Below are 17,874 nucleotides of genomic sequence, written 5' to 3'. Positions count from 1 at the left end.
TGCCCGAGAACTGCCCATGGAATCCCGTCTGGACTACTACACCGCGTCACCGCAAGCGCTCAAGGGCATGTTGCTGCTGGAGGCGAACACCTTTGGCCTGTCCATCGAGCGGCCGCTGCTGGAACTCATCAAGATCCGCGTTTCGCAGCTCAACCACTGCGGCTTTTGCACCGATATGCATTCGATGGCCGCGCGTCAGCGCGGCGAAACGGAGCGACGCTTGTTCGCGCTGTGCGTATGGCGTGACTCGCCGTTCTTTACGCCGCGGGAGAAGGCGGCATTGGCCTGGTGCGAATCGGTGGCGATGCTGCCGACTTCCAGTATTTCGGACGAACTCTTCAGCGCCGTGCGCGAGGAATTCAGCGAACAGGAACTGGTGGACCTGACCATGGCGGTCTCCAGCATCAGTGCCTGGAACCGCCTGGCGGTGAGTTTTCGCCAGCAACCGCCGAATGCTTGAGCGGGATATTCACCCGCGCTCTACCTATGCACCCCAGGTTCATGCCTCAACACTTCAGTATCGACGCAGTGCGCGCACAGGGTGTTCGCGTTGATTACGACGAAGCGTGCTTCGTCAGTGACTGGAGTGCCGTAATGGAAGAGTTGCAGGACGACGGCGCGTCGGTCTTACCGCTGCGTCAACAGACCTTGATGGATCTGGATACTGCATGGGGGCCGATGGGTATCGGTGAGACCGCGGTTGGCCGCGTGGCCCTGGATAACATGGGCGCGCGCCTGGAGGGCGGGGAACTTGATGTGGAGCGGTATCGCGTCAAGGAAGCTGATCAGGCATTGATCGATCAGATCACGTTTTCTGCCGTGCACCTTAAGGCGTATCTGACGTCCGCCAGCGGTGAAAGCTGTGACCAGGCCACCACCGCACTGTTTGAACTGGCGTCATTGCGTTCGGAGTGGGCGCCCGGCATGTTGAGCCCGCCTGATGCTTCGGACGGGGCGACTGTCAAACTCGATCGACTGCTGCGGCGGGTACAGAGCGTCAATCTCAACGACGTGAGTGTCACGGAAAGCCTGCCCGGCTGGGCCGATAAGCTCAGGAGCGGGAGTGCGCAAACCTTGGGCGCCGGGCTGCAGCTCTACGGTTTTTACAGCGCCATTCGAGGCATAGGCGAAGCGCTCAGAACGGGGGATACGGGCGAGCTGTTGTTCGAGGGCGGCGCCTTTTCCGCAGAAGTGGCGTCCCTCGGCGTGGAGTTGGCGTTGGAGCGTATCGGCCAGAAAATGATGAGCGCCGGCCATACGGTTTATCGCGGGTTCTGCGCATCACGCGCGGGGTTGCTGCTGCGCCGTGGTGCCGGATTGATCGCCTCGGTATTGACCGTGCCTTTTGACATTGCCCAGGCGGTCATTGCGCTTTCAAAAGCGTTGAAAGCAGAAGGTAAACAGGCACAGGATCTCTATGTCGAGGCCGGTTTCAGTCTCGTCAGCGCAACCCTCAGTCTTGCACTGGGCGTCTCGGCGTTGGCGGGCTTCGGCGCGGCAGGGCCCGTGGGCCTTATCGCCGCAGCGGTGCTGATTGTCGGCGCGCGGATTTATGCCGCGTGTCGAGTGGTGGATGAGATCGATGATTACATCGAGTTGAGCACCCTTGAGCGCCTGCGCACTGGCTGGTTCGCGTTTGCCGGTGTGGAGTTGGATGACAGCGTACTCGATCGCTACAAGACCAGCCGCGCGCGCAGTGCCTACGCAGAAAGCCTCAAGGCCCAAGCCCGGGCATTGCTTGGCGCAGAGATGAAGAACAGTGTGCAGGCCATCGTCAATGGCAGGTTCGAGGTCCGCCTGCAGACGATACGGCACTGGAAACATCAATGGGATGAGCAGGCGGGTGAGTCCCCTCACACGCTGGTGCGTGAACCGGTCATCCATGAGGTGGATGACTACTTCGACGCGAGCAAGGAGGGGGCCGTCGATCTATTGCCCGAGGCCACCTGGGGGGCGAAGGGCCCCGAAAAAGGTGTGCTCTGGCTGCTGGGTGGCGGGGATGACTCGGTGTTGGGCGTGCCGAATCGCCCGAACCACTTTCGCTATGGCGGTGGTCGCAAGCACCTGGTGGGCGGCAGTCAGGACGACGAATTCATGTTCGAGGTACCGCCGGATACTTTTTCTGGCGCAGAAGGGCGGGTGCCGATCTCGGTGTTGGTGGGCGGTACCGGGGCTGACACCCTGAGCTTTCTCGGCGAGACGACGGCGCCGCGTGCAGCAGGCTTCAACGTCAACCTGGGGGCGGGCAGCGTGACGTTGATGACCGACAATGGCCGCGACGGTCTCAAGTGCATGGGGTTGTGGAGCATTGAAAATGTTGCGTCCCTTGCCGGCGCTTCCAGCGTGATTACCGGCAGTAACGAGGCCAACCGTATTGTCCTGAAGGGAGAGTACGACCAGGCCCACGCAATGGCCGGAGACGACCAGTTGTTGATACAGCGGGGCAGCGCTAGGGTGAATGGCGGGCCAGGCGCCGATTACTTCGAGATTCTTGAGAGCGCCAAGGACGTGGTTATCGAGGAGGACGGCCAGCAGCGCAGCCTCATCATGCTCAACTGGCCCTTCAGCCGGATTCAACGCTGGTGGATCTCGGGCAACGCTCTGAAGGTGGCGTCTACTCTGGGGCTGGACGGTGAACTGCCGGGCCCTTGTGTCGGGATCGAAAATGTCTACACGCTACGCGAGGGTAAACGCCACCTGGCCAACGCGCTTTTCAGCTTTCTCACCCAGGACGGCTATCGAATAGCGCCCTTGTTGCCTGAAACGTTGGACCCGACCGGGGAGCCGCAGGTGAGCATGGAAGTGCTGGCGCCTCCCGGCCCCAGGATCTCCCCGATTATTCTGGGACCCGGTCAGTCGGTTGCCTTGGCGGCAGGCACGTCCAGCTACTTTGTCAGCCGCGGCCACGGGATGACGGCCATTGATGCGCATGCAAGCCAGGAGCAGGGCCGATGCTGTGTGTATGTGGACTATGACAGTCAGGAATTGGCAGGGGTGTATACGACCTATCATGTGGCCACGCGACGCCAGAGCCACTTCGACTACCTGGATTACACAGGCGCGAAGATAAAGTTTGAGTGGGCTGATGGCCGCACGCTGTATCTGGACGAATACGCAGCGCAACCCTCTGCGACGTGGACGAGCGTGGGCGGTTCATTACAGGCGTCAGCCTTGAAGTTGAAGGCTGAATTTGTCGTGGTGATGCGTGACGGTGTTTCGTACCGGCTATTACCGCCGCTGCAGTCTTACGTCAGTGATTTCGCCAGCCCGGGTTACAAAATCAAGGACGCAATGGCTTCGCTGAACCTGAGGTACGGGCATTACCCGTTCTTGAGGCCGCGCAGGCCTAAAAGCCTGAATCTGACCGCTCACTCACAACGGGTGCACCTGGGCGCGGCCCCTCACCTGGCAACCTGTGTGTTATGCGGACGGGGCGGGGTGTACGAAATCTATCTGACGTCCTGGGCGATCGTTGAGCTGTCAACACCGCAGGCGCTGAGTAAAGAGTCCGATGCATCGACCTGGGACTTCTTTTGTACAGCGCTGGCGGAAGATATTCAGCTCGACAGCATTGTTGTCAGCCCCGGTCACATCAAGGTGGGCAGCGTGTCGATTCGGGTCCCCCGGTATGACGACCCCGACGTTCCCTTGGAAAACATCCGGATTCATTCAAAGGACGGCGGGCGTTTCGACGTCAGGCTGGACCTTGGCAAGGTGTACCTGGCCAGGGTCGCTGCCTCGGGCAATAGTTCGATTGCGCAACTGTTGAAGTCCTTGCGTCACCACCGGCAAAGAGCCTCGGTGTTTACGCCAACCATCAACGTGACCGGCATCGGCATGGCCGATGGGACAACGGGCACCGTTTACTACGACGTCATGGCGGATTGCTGGAGGCTGGACGCTGACAGGCATCGGCGGCTATCCAGTGAGGAGCTGGCTGTTTCAACCTGAACCCATCAGCAGCCGAGGTGGTTCTTACGGGTGGCTGAACAACATAGTCCAAGGACATTCTATGAAGCAATTTACTTCCCCTTCCGTACCACCGGTTACAGGGCGTCCGGTCGATCGTCCCAGCGGCGCAGCACCCAGCGCGCGTACCGCGTTTCGTGTGGTTGATTTTGCCGGCGGGCCCCTGCCGCCTGAGGCGATACCCGTGCGCAACACGCCATCCACAGCGGTTCCGAGCGCGACTTATCAGCGCATGACCGATCTGCCCACGCCCCCCGCCGTCACCCGAGAGGCCATTTTCGCCGCCCTCGGTGACCCGATACCGGCGCCTGATCCCGCTACGGGGTTGCGTGAGTATGATTCGCGCACTTACTTGAACCTGGACGACGGCACCACCGTCCTGGCGGTGCGCGATCCGCAGACCGGGGAATGGCGTGAAAGACCGCCGGATTCACGTTTGCCACAAGGCCCGGCACTGCATCGGGTGCCGCAGACGAACACCTGGCGCAGTCACCCTGCGGCCAGTTCGTCCTCGTCTTCCCCGAGCCTGAGTCATAGCTCATCGGCGTCGTCACTGAGCCACAGTGCTTCGTCTTCCTCGCTGACCGCCCCACTGAGCAGTGTGAGCTTGTCGGCGACCCAGCGTATTGATCCGGTATGGGACCTGGGGCTTTACACGTTGCCGGTGAGTCCCGCCCCCACCAACACCCTGGCGTTCCCGGGCAAGAGAGCCTTCATGATCGGGGCTGAGCAATATTTTATGGATGCCAATTATGGCAATCCATCAGGTGCCGTGCCGAATGCGCTACCCCATCTGTTTGCTGTGGGGGCGGGAGGCAATCTGGTAAACGCCGGGCGTATCGAACCGGAAGGCCTGTTCAGGTTAAACGACAACCGACATTATTTGCCGGCGGACACAGGTTTTTGCCCCGTGAGCTTCGATAGTGCAAGGCTGCGTTGGAAGGTGATGGACGCAGGCGGTCATGGCGGGGCAGGGATTTTTATTGAAATGGGTGGCGCGCCCGATAGCTGGGTGCCGATGCTGGCTGTGGATCAACTCTCGAATCTTTTTCAAGCGGCGCGGAATATCAAAGGTTATGCCGGGCGTGTGGGGGCGGTCGATCTGCCCAACAGCAGTATCGACCAGCGGGTTTATCACTACATGCAGGGCTACTTGCGGCAAATAGTCGGGTTTTGCGAGCCGACTGTCCGCAGTGCGCCAACCGCGCAAAAAGGTCGACTGATCGATGCCTATATCTGGCGCAACGGTTACCCGTATGACTGTCTGGCTTCCATCTGCAGCGCCTTGGAAAGCCGACGTCCATTACCTCCGGGGATGCCGATATACGACGGGTTTCAAGGTTTGGGCACGGTCAGGTGCTCAAAAGACGGAAACTTCAATGTGGCGCGTATCAGCCGCACCATGCAACTGCACTATCCCGATAGAAGACGGTCGTTGGCCGAAGAGGCGTTACTTGAGACGTGGCGGGAAAAAGACGCTGCCCGGGACAACAAGCGCAAGGGCGAAGTGAACGAAGCGATGTATGAGGCCCGGTTGACGGAAGATGGCTATACGGTACTTCCCGGCGGAACCTACGGAGGCGGACAGAATGGCTTTGATCGGGTGTTTGAAGGCCCGGCAGGCGATATCTACATTCTGGAAGCCAAGCATGTCAGTCATACCTCCGCCGGCGAGCTTGCCAACGTCAGCCTGGGAGGGACGACAAGCTCACGTCAAATGACCGACAGTTGGGTGCGGCAAGTGCTGGCGTTATCCCAGCCCGATACGCCGGCGGCCAGGCGCGTTTCCGACGCGTTGTGGCGTGGCCAGTTATTCAAGTTATTAGGCGCGACGTCCAAGGACGGCAAACTTGTCATGTTCAAGATTGACATGAGCCCCGTGGACTTCTAGCCGTGCCGGTATGCCTGGGAGCAAGCGCCCTTGCTCCCAGGCACGTGTTCAGGACAGGAAGCCGCCATCCACATTCAGCGACACACCGGTGGTGTAGCTCGACGCATCGCTGGCCAGGTACAGCACCGCACCGGCCATCTCGCTCGGGTCGGCCACGCGCTTGAGCGGGATCTGCGCCAGGGCCATTTTCAGGATCGCGTCGTTCTTCACCAGCGCCGAGGCGAACTTGGTGTCGGTCAGGCCCGGCAGCAGGGCGTTGCAACGAATGCCGAATTCGGCGCATTCCTTGGCGAACACCTTGGTCATGTTGATCACGGCGGCCTTGGTCACCGAGTAGATGCCCTGGAACACGCCCGGCGAAATGCCGTTGATCGAAGCGACGTTGATGATGCTGCCGCCGCCGTTCTCGCGCATCAGCTTGCCGGCTTCCACCGACATGAAGAAGTAACCGCGAATGTTCACGTCAACGGTCTTCTGGAAGGCGCCGAGGTCGGTGTCCAGCACGTTGCAGAACTGCGGGTTGGTCGCGGCATTGTTGACCAGGATATCCAGACGGCCGAACTGCTCGCGGATGCCGGCAAACACCTGGGTAATCTGCTCCATTTCACCGATATGGCAGGCAATCGCCGTGGCCTTGCCGCCGTCGGCGATGATCGCGTCCGCCACATGCTGGCAGCCTTCGAGCTTGCGGCTCGAGACGATCACGTGGGCGCCTTGCTGGGCCAGCAGCTTGGCGATGGCTTCACCGATGCCACGGCTGGCGCCGGACACAAAGGCGATCTTGCCGTCGAGGTCGAACAGGTGGGTCTTGGACATTAGCGATTCCTTAGAGGGCTGATTTACCGATGACATTCAGGCTCATCTGCTCCAGCAGCTTGTTCATGTGGATGAACTGCGCAAAGCGTTTGTCCTGGGTCTGGCCGTGGAAGAAACGGTAGTAGATCTGCTGCACGATGCCGGCCAGGCGGAACAGGCCGTAGGTGTAGTAGAAGTCGAAATTGTCGATCTGGATCCCGGCGCGCTCAGCGTAGTAATCCACGAACTGGCGGCGGGTGAGCATGCCGGGGGCATTGCTCGGCTGGCGGCGCATCAGTTGCACCGGCGCCGGGTCGTCGGCTTCGATCCAGTAGGCGAGGGTGTTGCCCAGGTCCATCAGCGGGTCGCCGAGGGTGGTCAGTTCCCAATCCAGCACGCCGATGATCTGCATCGGGTTATGCGGATCGAGGATCACGTTATCGAAGCGGTAGTCGTTATGCACGATGCTCGAGGTGGGATGGTCGGCGGGCATCTTGTCGTTGAGCCAGGCACGTACCTTTTCCCAGTTGGGGGCGTCCGGGGTCAGGGCTTTTTCGTAGCGGTCGCTCCAGCCACCAATCTGGCGTGCCACATAACCTTCAGGTTTGCCCAGGTCGGCCAGGCCGCAGGCGCGGTAGTCGACCTGGTGCAGTTCGACGAACTTGTCGATAAAGCTTTTGCACAACGCCTCGGTCCGGGTGGCATCCAGACCCAGTTCGGCGGGCAGGTCGGAGCGCAGGATGATGCCGTTGACCCGTTCCATCACATAGAACTCGGCCCCGATCACCGACGCGTCGGTGCAGTGCACATAGGCTTTGGGGCAATACGGGAAACCATCCTTGAGCTGGTTGAGAATGCGGTATTCGCGGCCCATGTCGTGGGCGGACTTGGCCTTGTGGCCAAAGGGTGGGCGACGCAGCACGAATTCCTGGCCGGGGTATTCCAGCAGGTAGGTGAGGTTGGATGCACCGCCGGGGAACTGGCTGATCGTGGGCCTGCCGCTCAGGCCAGGGATATGGGCCTTGAGGTAGGGATCGATCAGGTTGGCATCAAGTTCTTCGCCTGGGCGAATCTGGGTCGATTGGTCGTTAAGCGCCATGCTTATCCCTTCTGCTTATTCTAAAGGCGTCGGACTATTTCCTAATCTAATGCGCACCACCGCCCAGCGACAAGGTCGGGGCGGCTTAATAGGTTAGCGTGTTGAAGGGTGATCAGCCTGCCTGATCGGTCATTTTTCGGGCGCGGGCAATACAACCGGGGTGAGCACCGGACGGCCGGCAAAGTATTCCACCAGGTTGTCGGCCACGCGCTGCACGGTGTCGTGGGCGGCCTCGGGAGACAGGCCGGCCACGTGGGACGTGAGCACGGTATTGCTCAAGCGCTTGAGGGCATCCGGCACCTTGGGTTCATCGTCGAACACGTCCAGCGCCGCGCCCCCGATACGGCGTTGTTCAAGGGCGGTGACCAGGTCGGCGGTGACCACCACGCTGCCACGGCCGATATTCACCAGGTAACCGTTCGGGCCGAGGGCGTCCAGGGCGTGGCGGTCGATCAAGTGGCGCGTGCCGGCGCCGCCGGGCGTGGCCAGGATCAGGAAATCCGAGCTGCGCGCCAGCTCCACGGCCGTGGCGCAGTAGGTGTAGTCCACATCATCGCGCGGCTGGCGGTTGTGATAGCTCACTTCCATGCCAAAGCCGAGGGCCGCGCGCTTGGCGATTTCCAGGCCCACCGCGCCGAGCCCGAGGATGCCCAATTGCTTGCCGCCCAGGGACGGGCGCATGACCTTGGGCCATTCGCTGCGGCGTACCGCTGCGTCCGTCTGGGGAATGCCGCGCACCAGCGACAACAGCAGCGCCATGGCGTGGTCGGCCACCGATGGCGCATTCACCCCGGCGCCATTGGTGACCACGATGCCCCGATTGCTCGCGGCCTGCAGGTCGACATGCTCATAACCGGCGCCGATCACGCAGATGATCTCCAGCAGCGGCAGGGCGGCGATTTCCTCGGCATACAGCCCCAGCGGGCCACGGGTCAGTACGGCCTTGATCTGCCCGCCATGGGTCTTGATCGCCTGGGCGCGCTCGCTGGGTGTGGGCGCCAGGATCACATGAAAGTCGTTGCTCTCGATGATTTGCAGGTATTCATTGATGGTTTCAACCAGAACCAGAACAGTGGTGGTCATCGGAAGGCTCTTCCTGAAGGGTTTGAGGGCATCAGTATGCGGGATTTGCAGGAGGGCGCGTTTTGCCCGGGTAGAAAAATCTACGACTGCAGGCGCGAGCACGCTTGCTCCTGCAGTTTGTACCGGTCAGAACCGGACGTCAGCCGCTTTCCCACTCAGCCCAAACGCCCCCGCCAGCGTGGCATTGTGATGCGCGATGATCGCCTCGGCCTTCAGCGCCGGGGTGTCCATGCAGGTATGGGCGTCTTCAGGCACGATCACCGAGAAGCCCAGCTCTACCGCCACGCGGCAGGTGGTGTCGATGCAGTACTGGGTTTTCATCCCGACGATCACCAGTTGATTAACCCCCAGGGCGCGCAGTCGTCGGGCCAGGTCGGTACCCAGGAAGCAACTGGGGCGGGTTTTGTCGAACAGATGGTCGTGAGTCTCGTCTACGTGCAGCCCTCGCCACAGTTGCCAATTCGGACTGCCCGCAGCTATCGGCGAGCCCGTCGGGCCGGTATGGCGGGCGACCAGGATCGGCGCGCCGGCTTCACGGGCGCGGCCGATCAACGAGTTGATGGTGCCAAGCACGCGCTCCCGTTCAAAGGGTTTGTCGGGGCCATCGTACAAGCCGGTTTGCATATCGATGATCAACAGGGCATCAGCCATGGTATTGCTCCTTGTGAGTGCCAGTCGACGGAGCAATAAAAAGGCCCCGTCCATTGCTGGCGGGGCCTTGGGTTGAATCTGGGTGGTGTTTAGCTTGAGCACCCACGGCAACCGCACGACCCGCCTGGAGCGGTCGTGGTGGTGGTGCGGGTGAGGAGCTGCTGGAAAAAGGTCATGCCTCGATCATGCTGGGACAGGGGCGAGGCTGTCAAATGCATCAGGTGCCGAAAAAGTTGCGACCCAGCCGGAACAGGGGCGCTGCTGCCAGCAGAAGATCACTGCGGGGGGCTACGTCGTGCCTTTTCCTGCTCGGCCTGAGCGATGGGCATGAAATTGTAGGTGGGGAAGAATTCCGTGGTGTAGACCCCCCATGCGGTGTTTTCAATCGCCAGGTTGACTTCCGCCAGGCGCGACGCCGGCAGGCGCAGCACAACGACCTGCCCGATGCCCATGGTGATGTTCCAGCTCAGCACTTCCACCCCGGCAGGCGGGAACACCTTGTGAAACTCCTGCTTGGCCAGTTGTTGTTTCAGTTCGCTCAACGGGCGTGATTGATCGTGTTTAAGAAATACGGTCAACATGACGGCGTTGTCCGCTGTGGCAGCAGCGTTTTTTGCAGGAAGGGCTGTTGAAGTTTGCGCAGTCGCTGCACCGGGTAACAGTGTCGCGGCCAGCAGTGCGGGTATTAACAGTTTGCGCATATTCATTGTCAGATGCCTTGTTTGTTATTCGGTTTTATCACTAAACATGAATGTTTAATCAGTTCGACATGACTGTCTTTATGGGGCCGGTGTAGGGGGCGTGTACCACATAAATTCGAACGGGCGGGTTAGTGCTGACCATATCGCGCGGCACTTCGCGGGAATAAGTGAATTCGCTGCCGTCGAGTTTTTCGAGCCTTCTGACAATGGTTCTGGTCGGGCCAACGTCAGGGACCAGGATATGGGTCTTTTTATCGCCGGTGACCAGGAAGTAACCGCCGCCGCCATCGGCGTGTTTCGAGCGGCCGGTATCGGTGTAGAAGAACTCATAGCGATTGCGCTGCGGGTCCCACATCGATATGCCGACCACGCCGGGGTAGCTGGCCTTGACGTCGGTGTCCGGCTCGCCTTCGATATAAACCTTGGTGGTCAGCCATTGAGGCGAGGAAGCCAGTGCTTGAGCGTCATGTTCAGACGCGGTTTGACTGGCGTAACTTTCAGACGAGCAGAGTAGGCCCGTGATCAACAAACCAGCAAAAACAACAGTGAGTCTTCGCATATTGGAATCCTTGTTATTTTAAATAAGCATGTTGTTTTTCGATTGGAGCGGGGCGATGTTAGTTGGGTTATTGGCGATTGCTCAATGGCTATGTAGGGTTATGTAACAATTGCAAAGGCGTTGTGGTTAAACTTTTATTTAGATATGAGGGGGTTCTGGTTTTGCTGTAGGCGACTTCTCTAAAAGTATGGGGAGTCTATTGGCTAGAGTCCTGGATCGCCCTCGTCAATGGCGCCTGGCAGCCACTCGACAAACCCGCGGCAGCGCCCCGAAACCACTGTCCAGGGCCACGCTTGAGCCTCTGCACCGCATAACCGTTCCTCAGCTAAGTCTTTGCTTATTCACGAGAATCCCGGACAATCCGGCCCCTTCTATGGTCGGGGCGCTGCCTGTCAGGTTTTTCTGACTCGTCCCGGCCGTGTAAATGCGGAGATCCGACCGGATGAATGATCAGGCCAATAGCGTCGACGAACGCTATGCAACGACACCTGCAACCCTCTCAAGCTGGAGCCGCCAGGACACCACCTGGATGCTTGGCCTGTTCGGCACCGCCATTGGCGCCGGCACCTTGTTCCTGCCGATCAACGCCGGCCTGGGCGGCTTCTGGCCCTTGGTGATCCTGGCGGTGCTGGCGTTCCCGATGACGTTCTTTGCCCACCGAGGCCTGACCCGTTTCGTACTCTCCGGTCGTGCGGGTTCCGACATCACTGATGTGGTCGAAGAGCATTTCGGTGTCAAGGCCGGTGCGTTGATCACGCTGCTGTACTTCTTCGCGATCTTCCCGATCCTGCTGATCTACAGCGTGGCCCTGACTAACACGGTCAGCAGCTTCATGGAGCACCAGTTGCACATCATGCCGCCGCCACGGGCGTTGCTGGCGTTTGTGCTGATCCTCGGCCTGCTGGCGGTGGTGCGTTGCGGTGAACAGGTGATCGTCAAGGCCATGAGCCTGATGGTGTACCCGTTTATCGTCGCCTTGCTGTTCCTCGCGGTGTACCTGATCCCCCATTGGAACGGCGGCATCCTCAGCACCGCCAGTGTGGTGCCGGCGCCGTCGGCGTTGCTCAACACCTTGTGGCTGGCGATTCCGGTGATGGTGTTTTCGTTCAACCACTCGCCGATCATCTCGGCGTTTGCGGTCGACCAGAAGCGCCAGTACGGCGAACACGCCGATGAGCGCAGTTCGCAGATCCTGTCCCGCGCGCACCTGTTGATGGTGGTGATGGTGCTGTTCTTCGTGTTCAGTTGCGTGCTGACCCTGTCGCCGGCGCAACTGGCTGAAGCCAAACAGCAGAACCTGTCGATCCTGTCGTACCTGGCCAATCACTTCAACAACCCGACCATCGCGTTTGCCGCGCCGTTGATCGCGTTCGTGGCGATTGCCAAGTCGTTCCTGGGCCACTACATCGGCGCCAGCGAAGGCCTCAAGGGCCTGGTGCTCAAAAGCGGTCGCCGCCCGGCCGCCAAGACCCTGGACCGCATGACCGCCGCCTTCATGCTGGTGGTGTGCTGGATCGTTGCCACGCTGAACCCGAGCATCCTCGGCATGATCGAGACCCTGGGCGGGCCGATCATTGCGTCGATCCTGTTCCTGATGCCGATGTACGCGATCCGCAAGGTGCCGGCCATGGCCAAGTACCGTGGGCAGGCGTCCAACGTGTTTGTCACGGCGGTGGGCCTGGTGGCGATTACCGCATTGATTTACTCGCTGCTGTCCTGACCCCGGGGTTCACGCCCGCAAGCCGATTCGCGTCCACCGCGAATCGGCTTTTTTTTGCCTGCGCAAAAGCTGACGCGGCGCAACCGCCGCCGGGCAATGAGGGCTAAGCTTACCCACGCTTTTTGCCAGGATGGGTTGGGCCGATTGAAGACTGAAACCGATGCACCCGTTGCCGTACCCTCGAACCGCATCCAAGACCTGCTGGCCGGCTTATCCATTGCCGGTTTGCTGCTGCCGGAGGCCGTGGCCTATTCCAGTATTGCCGCGCTGCCGCCCCAGGCCGGGGTAATCGCCTTGTTTGCCGGGCTGGTGTGCTATGGCCTGTTCGGCAGCAGCCGTTTTGCGATTGTCTCGGCCACCTCGTCGTCGGCGGCCGTGCTGGCGGCGGCCACGGCCAGCCTGGCGGGTGACGACCCGGCATTGAGGCTGTCCCTGGCCTTCGGGCTGGTGTTGCTCACCGGGGTGTTTTTCCTGTTGGCCGGATTGTTCAAGCTCGGCGGCGTCACCTCGTTTATCGCCAAACCGGTATTGCGTGGCTTCGCCTTCGGCCTGGCGCTGACCATCATCCTCAAGCAATTGGCCGGTGTGGTGGGTGTGCACCTGACCGATAACAACCTGATCCGTTTTCTGCCGCAGTTGCTGGAGCAGCTGCCGCGCTGGAACTGGCCTGCGGCACTGGTAGCGGCGCTGGCGTTGCTGGTGCTGTGGCTGTGCGCACGCCTCCCTCGCCTGCCTGGTGGCCTGGTGGTTGTGGTGCTCGGCATCGCTGCCGGGCAGTACCTGGACCTGCAGGCCTACGGCGTGGCGCAGATCGGCATGATCGACCTGCGCCTGGAGCTGGGGCATTTGCCGGTGCTGCCGTTTGCCGACTGGCTGCGCCTGGGGGAATTGGCGTTTGCGCTGGTGATGATCCTGTATGCGGAGTCCTACGGCTCTATCAGTTCGTTCGCGCTCAAGCATGGCGACCGGGTGTCATCCAACCGTGACCTGCTGGCGCTGGGCGCGGCCAACCTGGTTTCCGGGTTGTTCCACGGCATGCCGGCCGGTGCCGGGTATTCGGCGACGTCGGCCAACGAGGCGGCCGGCGCCTATTCGCGCCTGGCGGGGATTGTCGCGGCGCTGGTGATCCTGCTGATTGTGCTGACGGTGCTGCCCTATGTCGCGCTCACGCCGGAGCCGGTGCTGGCCGCCGTCGTCATCTATGCCCTGGGACGAGGCTTGAGCGTGCAGCCGCTGGGGCGTTATTTCCTGTGGCGGCGCGATCGCGTGCTGGTGATCTGTGCCGTAACGGCAGTGCTGGTGCTCGGTGTGCTGGATGGTTTGCTGGTGGCGGTCGCGATCAGCGTGATGTTGATGCTGCGCCAGATGTCGTCAGCCGACATCCAGGTACTGGGGCGCCTGGGTGACAGCCATGACTTTGTCGACCGCCAGCACCATGCCGATGCCCTGGCCGTGCCGGGGGTCTTGATCGTCCGGCCCAGCGAGGCGCTGTTTTTTGCCAATGCCGAACGCATCCTGGGCGCGGCCTTGCGCCTGATGCGCCAGTCGCCGGTCGAGGCGGTGGTGTTGAGCCTGGAAGAATCCCCGGACCTGGACGGCACCAGCATCGAAGCCCTGGCGGCGTTTTTTGCCCAGGTGCACGGGGAGGGCAAGCGCCTGGTACTGGCCCGTGTGCGGCATGACGCCCGCGAGGTGTTGCAGGGGCTGCCGGAAGCGTTGGCACCCCATGTGCTGCTCAGTGGCTTGGGCGTTGATGGTGCGGTGCAGCTGGCGCTTGAGGTGGGTAAAGCGTGACGCGTGGGGCTTGCTCCCGATAGCGGTGGGTCAGTAGCAAAGGGATCAACTGAATGTGTTGGTATTCCAGGCATAAAAAACGCCGCGTACCTTGCGATACGCGGCGTCTTTTACATCAACACACCGTTAAGCTTGAATCACCGGGATGTTGGCGCTTGCTGCGATTTTGCGGAACTCGGCGATCTGGTCGAAGTTCAGGTAGCGGTAGACGTCACTGGCCATGGTGTCCAGTTTCGCTGCGTAGCCCATGTACTCTTCGACGGTCGGCAGGCGACCCAGGGTGGAGGCGACTGCCGCCAGCTCTGCCGAAGCCAGGTAGACGTTGGCGCCGTCACCCAGGCGGTTCGGGAAGTTACGGGTCGACGTCGATACCACGGTCGAGTTCGGCTCTACACGTGCCTGGTTACCCATGCACAGCGAGCAGCCCGGCATTTCCATGCGCGCGCCAGCCTTGCCGTAGATGCCGTAGTAGCCTTCTTCGGTCAACTGGTGAGCGTCCATCTTGGTCGGCGGCGACAGCCACAGACGAGTTGGCAACTGACCCTTGACCTGCTCCAGCAACTTACCGGCAGCACGGAAGTGACCGATGTTGGTCATGCACGAACCGATGAACACTTCGTCGATCTTCTCGCCGGCAACGCTGGACAGCAGACGGGCATCGTCCGGGTCATTCGGTGCGCAGAGGATCGGCTCGTTGATTTCGGCCAGGTCGATCTCGATGATTTCGGCGTATTCCGCGTCGGCATCGGCTTCCATCAGTTCCGGGTTGGCGACCCAGGCTTCCATCGCTTGGGCACGACGTTCCAGGGTACGGGCATCGCCGTAGCCTTCGCCGATCATCCAGCGCAGCAGGGTGATGTTGGAGTTCAGGTACTCGGTGACGGATTCTTTCGACAGCTTGATGGTGCAACCGGCAGCCGAACGTTCGGCCGAGGCGTCGGAGAGCTCGAAAGCCTGCTCCAGCGTCAGGTCGTTCAGGCCTTCGATTTCCAGGATGCGGCCGGAGAAGGCGTTTTTCTTGCCTTTCTTCTCTACGGTCAGCAGGCCAGCCTGGATCGCGTAGTAAGGAATGGCATGAACCAGGTCACGCAGGGTGATGCCAGGTTTCATCTTGCCTTTGAAGCGCACCAGGATCGATTCCGGCATGTCCAGCGGCATGACGCCGGTGGCGGCGGCGAACGCGACCAGACCGGAACCGGCCGGGAACGAGATGCCCATCGGGAAACGGGTGTGGGAGTCACCACCGGTGCCGACGGTATCCGGCAGCAGCATGCGGTTCAGCCAGCTGTGGATGATGCCGTCGCCTGGACGCAGCGATACACCGCCACGGGTCATGATGAAGTCAGGCAGGGTGTGGTGGGTGGTCACGTCGATCGGCTTTGGATACGCCGCGGTGTGGCAGAAGGACTGCATCACCAGGTCGGTCGAGAAGCCCAGGCACGCCAGGTCTTTCAGTTCGTCACGGGTCATCGGACCGGTGGTGTCCTGGGAACCCACGGTGGTCATCTTCGGTTCGCAGTAGGTACCTGGACGAACGCCTTTGCCTTCCGGCAGGCCACACGCCTTGCCGACCATTTTCTGGGCCAGGGTGAAACCCTTGCCCGTGTCGACCGGTGCTTCAGGCAGCTTGAACAGGTCGGTAGGGCCCAGGCCCAGCTCGGCGCGCGCCTTGTCGGTCAGGCCACGGCCGATGATCAGCGGGATACGGCCGCCGGCGCGGACTTCGTCGAGCAGGACCGGGGTCTTCATTTCGAAGGTGGTCAGGACTTCGTCGGTGCCGTGTTTGCAGACTTTGCCAGCATGGGGGTACAGGTCGATCACGTCGCCCATGTTCATGTTGGTCACGTCGAATTCGATCGGCAGTGCGCCGGCATCTTCCATGGTGTTGTAGAAGATGGGAGCGATCTTGCTGCCGAAGCAGAAGCCGCCGGCGCGCTTGTTCGGCACGTAGGGAACGTCGTCGCCGAAGAACCACAGCACCGAGTTGGTCGCGGATTTACGCGAAGAGCCGGTACCGACCACGTCACCGACGTAGGCGATCGGGAAGCCTTGGCCGCGCATTTCTTCGATCTGCTTCATCGGGCCGGTCTTGCCTTGCTCGTCCGGCACGATGCCTTCACGTGCCATTTTCAACATGGCCAGGGCGTGCAGCGGGATGTCAGGGCGGGACCAGGCGTCCGGGGCAGGGGACAGGTCGTCGGTGTTGGTTTCGCCGGTGACCTTGAACACGCGCAGGCTGATCTTGTCGGCCAGGGTCGGGCGGTTACGGAACCACTCGCCGTCAGCCCAGGACTGGATCACGGCTTTGGCGTGCTCGTTGCCGTTGCGGGCTTTTTCAGCGACGTCGTGGAACGCATCGAACATCAGCAGGGTGTGCTTGAGTTGGGCAGCCGCGACAGGCGCCAGCTCGGCGTCGTCCAGCAGCTCGACCAACGTCACGATGTTGTAGCCGCCCTGCATGGTGCCGAGCAGTTCAACCGCGCGTTTCTTGTCGATCAGGGGGGAAGTGGCTTCGCCCTTGGCCAGGGCAGACAGGAAACCGGCCTTGACGTAGGCAGCTTCGTCAACGCCCGGTGGAATGCGGTTGGTGATCAGGTCAACGAGGAATTCTTCTTCGCCAGCCGGAGGATTCTTCAGCAGCTCAACCAGGCCTGCGGTTTGTTCGGCATTAAGCGGCTGGGGAACGATACCCAGTGCTGCACGCTCTTCGATATGTTTGCGGTAGGCTTCAAGCACAGTTATTACCCTCATCAGTGGTCCCACGGGACGCTCATCCAGAAATGAACGGCACGCATGCGCTCGGGGGCTTTTTGGGCCGCAAAGCCAGCGCTGCCGGCATTCCTTACAGAAGCTGCTTTCAAAGTTTTACGCCTGCAGAACGGAGCTGATGAGGGTTGGCGCTGATCATTACCTACCGGGTAATAACCATCGCCAACACCGTTCTGAAGGAACGACTGTGCTCGTGACGCTTTGAAAACAGCTTCCAGCGGATTATTGGCGCCTTACAAGGCCGGATGATTCTACGGCAAAAAATTTAGAAAGGTAAGTTGCATCACCAAGTTTGCTGGGTGATCAACCTTAGACAAAGGGCTAACATGGCGCACTGTTTCGCTGATTTGCGTGTCGTTGCCCATGTCCAACCAAACCATCAAGACCCCCTGCGTCGGCCTGTGCTCCACGGTCTACGGCGATCTCGTGTGCCGTGGCTGCAAGCGCTTCCACCACGAAGTGATCCAGTGGAATGGCTATAACGAAGAAGAAAAACGCGCGGTCTGGCTGCGGCTGGAGCAACTGTTGGTGCAGGTGATGGCCGGCAAGCTCGAGATTTTCGACCCCAAGGCCCTGCGCGGCCAACTGGAGCAACGCAAGATCCGTTTCGTGCCGCACCAGTCCGAGTACTGCTGGGCGTACCAGCTGATTGCCCGCGGCGCGCGGGTGATCAATAACCTGGAAGCGTACGGCATGGTGCTGTTGCCGGAGTTTCGCGACTGGGCCTTGCCGGAACTGCGCGATGCCATCGACCGTGAGTTCTTTATCCTGTCCGAGGCGCATTACCAGCGCTATATCGCCCCGGGGTTCCTGAGAGACGCGCTCGCTGACTGACAACACACA

13 protein-coding genes are annotated in these 17,874 nt (G+C 60.8%); 6 read left to right on the top strand and 7 right to left on the bottom strand.

The features are described from left to right. Positions 1 to 16: 16 nt before the first annotated feature. From NIBR502773_RS01515 to NIBR502773_RS01505, 3 genes are all read left to right on the top strand, one after another. The gene (locus NIBR502773_RS01515) at positions 17 to 460 is read left to right on the top strand and encodes a carboxymuconolactone decarboxylase family protein (protein ID WP_141155160.1); all 444 of its coding nucleotides are present in this window, start codon (positions 17 to 19) and stop codon (positions 458 to 460) included. A 134-nt stretch (positions 461 to 594) separates the two neighbouring features. Further along, positions 595 to 3,951, top strand: coding sequence for a calcium-binding protein (locus NIBR502773_RS01510; RefSeq protein WP_141155159.1), 3,357 nt, complete (start codon positions 595 to 597; stop codon positions 3,949 to 3,951). Positions 3,952 to 4,012: 61 nt separating this feature from the next. Further along, positions 4,013 to 5,860, top strand: a complete 1,848-nt coding sequence (locus tag NIBR502773_RS01505; protein ID WP_141155158.1) for a hypothetical protein — start codon at positions 4,013 to 4,015, stop codon at positions 5,858 to 5,860. A 48-nt stretch (positions 5,861 to 5,908) separates the two neighbouring features. Here NIBR502773_RS01505 and NIBR502773_RS01500 read toward each other — a convergent pair whose 3' ends face one another. From NIBR502773_RS01500 to NIBR502773_RS01475, 6 genes are all read right to left on the bottom strand, one after another. Continuing rightward, complete coding sequence (locus NIBR502773_RS01500) at positions 5,909 to 6,676, bottom strand: SDR family oxidoreductase (RefSeq protein ID WP_027608558.1); 768 nt, start codon at positions 6,674 to 6,676, stop codon at positions 5,909 to 5,911. A 10-nt stretch (positions 6,677 to 6,686) separates the two neighbouring features. Next, positions 6,687 to 7,754 (bottom strand): phosphotransferase family protein, encoded by a 1,068-nt coding sequence (locus NIBR502773_RS01495; protein WP_141155157.1) that lies wholly within the window; start codon positions 7,752 to 7,754, stop codon positions 6,687 to 6,689. 129 nt (positions 7,755 to 7,883) lie between these two features. After that, the gene (locus tag NIBR502773_RS01490; protein WP_027608556.1) at positions 7,884 to 8,837 is read right to left on the bottom strand and encodes a 2-hydroxyacid dehydrogenase; all 954 of its coding nucleotides are present in this window, start codon (positions 8,835 to 8,837) and stop codon (positions 7,884 to 7,886) included. A 126-nt stretch (positions 8,838 to 8,963) separates the two neighbouring features. Continuing rightward, positions 8,964 to 9,488 carry a cysteine hydrolase family protein gene (locus tag NIBR502773_RS01485; RefSeq protein WP_141155156.1) on the bottom strand — a complete coding sequence of 175 codons (525 nt, stop codon included), beginning with the start codon at positions 9,486 to 9,488 and terminating at the stop codon, positions 8,964 to 8,966. Positions 9,489 to 9,763: 275 nt separating this feature from the next. After that, positions 9,764 to 10,174 carry a hypothetical protein gene (locus NIBR502773_RS01480; RefSeq protein WP_141157814.1) on the bottom strand — a complete coding sequence of 137 codons (411 nt, stop codon included), beginning with the start codon at positions 10,172 to 10,174 and terminating at the stop codon, positions 9,764 to 9,766. A 73-nt stretch (positions 10,175 to 10,247) separates the two neighbouring features. Then, positions 10,248 to 10,748 (bottom strand): DUF4822 domain-containing protein, encoded by a 501-nt coding sequence (locus tag NIBR502773_RS01475; protein ID WP_141155155.1) that lies wholly within the window; start codon positions 10,746 to 10,748, stop codon positions 10,248 to 10,250. Between the two features lie 442 nt (positions 10,749 to 11,190). Here NIBR502773_RS01475 and NIBR502773_RS01470 point away from each other — a divergent pair, with 442 nt between their 5' ends. Next, entirely contained in the window at positions 11,191 to 12,468 is a 1,278-nt protein-coding gene (locus tag NIBR502773_RS01470) for a serine/threonine transporter (RefSeq protein ID WP_098479323.1), read from the top strand. A gap of 144 nt (positions 12,469 to 12,612) precedes the next feature. Further along, positions 12,613 to 14,262: a SulP family inorganic anion transporter gene (locus tag NIBR502773_RS01465; RefSeq protein ID WP_141155154.1), complete on the top strand. Its 1,650-nt coding sequence runs from the start codon at positions 12,613 to 12,615 to the stop codon at positions 14,260 to 14,262. Positions 14,263 to 14,388: 126 nt separating this feature from the next. Here NIBR502773_RS01465 and acnB read toward each other — a convergent pair whose 3' ends face one another. After that, entirely contained in the window at positions 14,389 to 16,998 is a 2,610-nt protein-coding gene (acnB, locus tag NIBR502773_RS01460; RefSeq protein ID WP_141157813.1) for a bifunctional aconitate hydratase 2/2-methylisocitrate dehydratase, read from the bottom strand. Positions 16,999 to 17,394: 396 nt separating this feature from the next. Here acnB and NIBR502773_RS01455 point away from each other — a divergent pair, with 396 nt between their 5' ends. Then, positions 17,395 to 17,865 carry a DUF1289 domain-containing protein gene (locus tag NIBR502773_RS01455; protein WP_141155153.1) on the top strand — a complete coding sequence of 157 codons (471 nt, stop codon included), beginning with the start codon at positions 17,395 to 17,397 and terminating at the stop codon, positions 17,863 to 17,865. The last annotated feature ends 9 nt before the right edge of the window (positions 17,866 to 17,874 follow it).

It is taken from the genome of Pseudomonas sp. NIBRBAC000502773, from assembly GCF_006517195.1.
In the GTDB taxonomy this organism is placed as follows: domain Bacteria; phylum Pseudomonadota; class Gammaproteobacteria; order Pseudomonadales; family Pseudomonadaceae; genus Aquipseudomonas; species Aquipseudomonas marginalis.
Note: the sequence above shows the minus strand (reverse complement) of the source record. Positions and strands in the feature narration are given on the sequence as shown.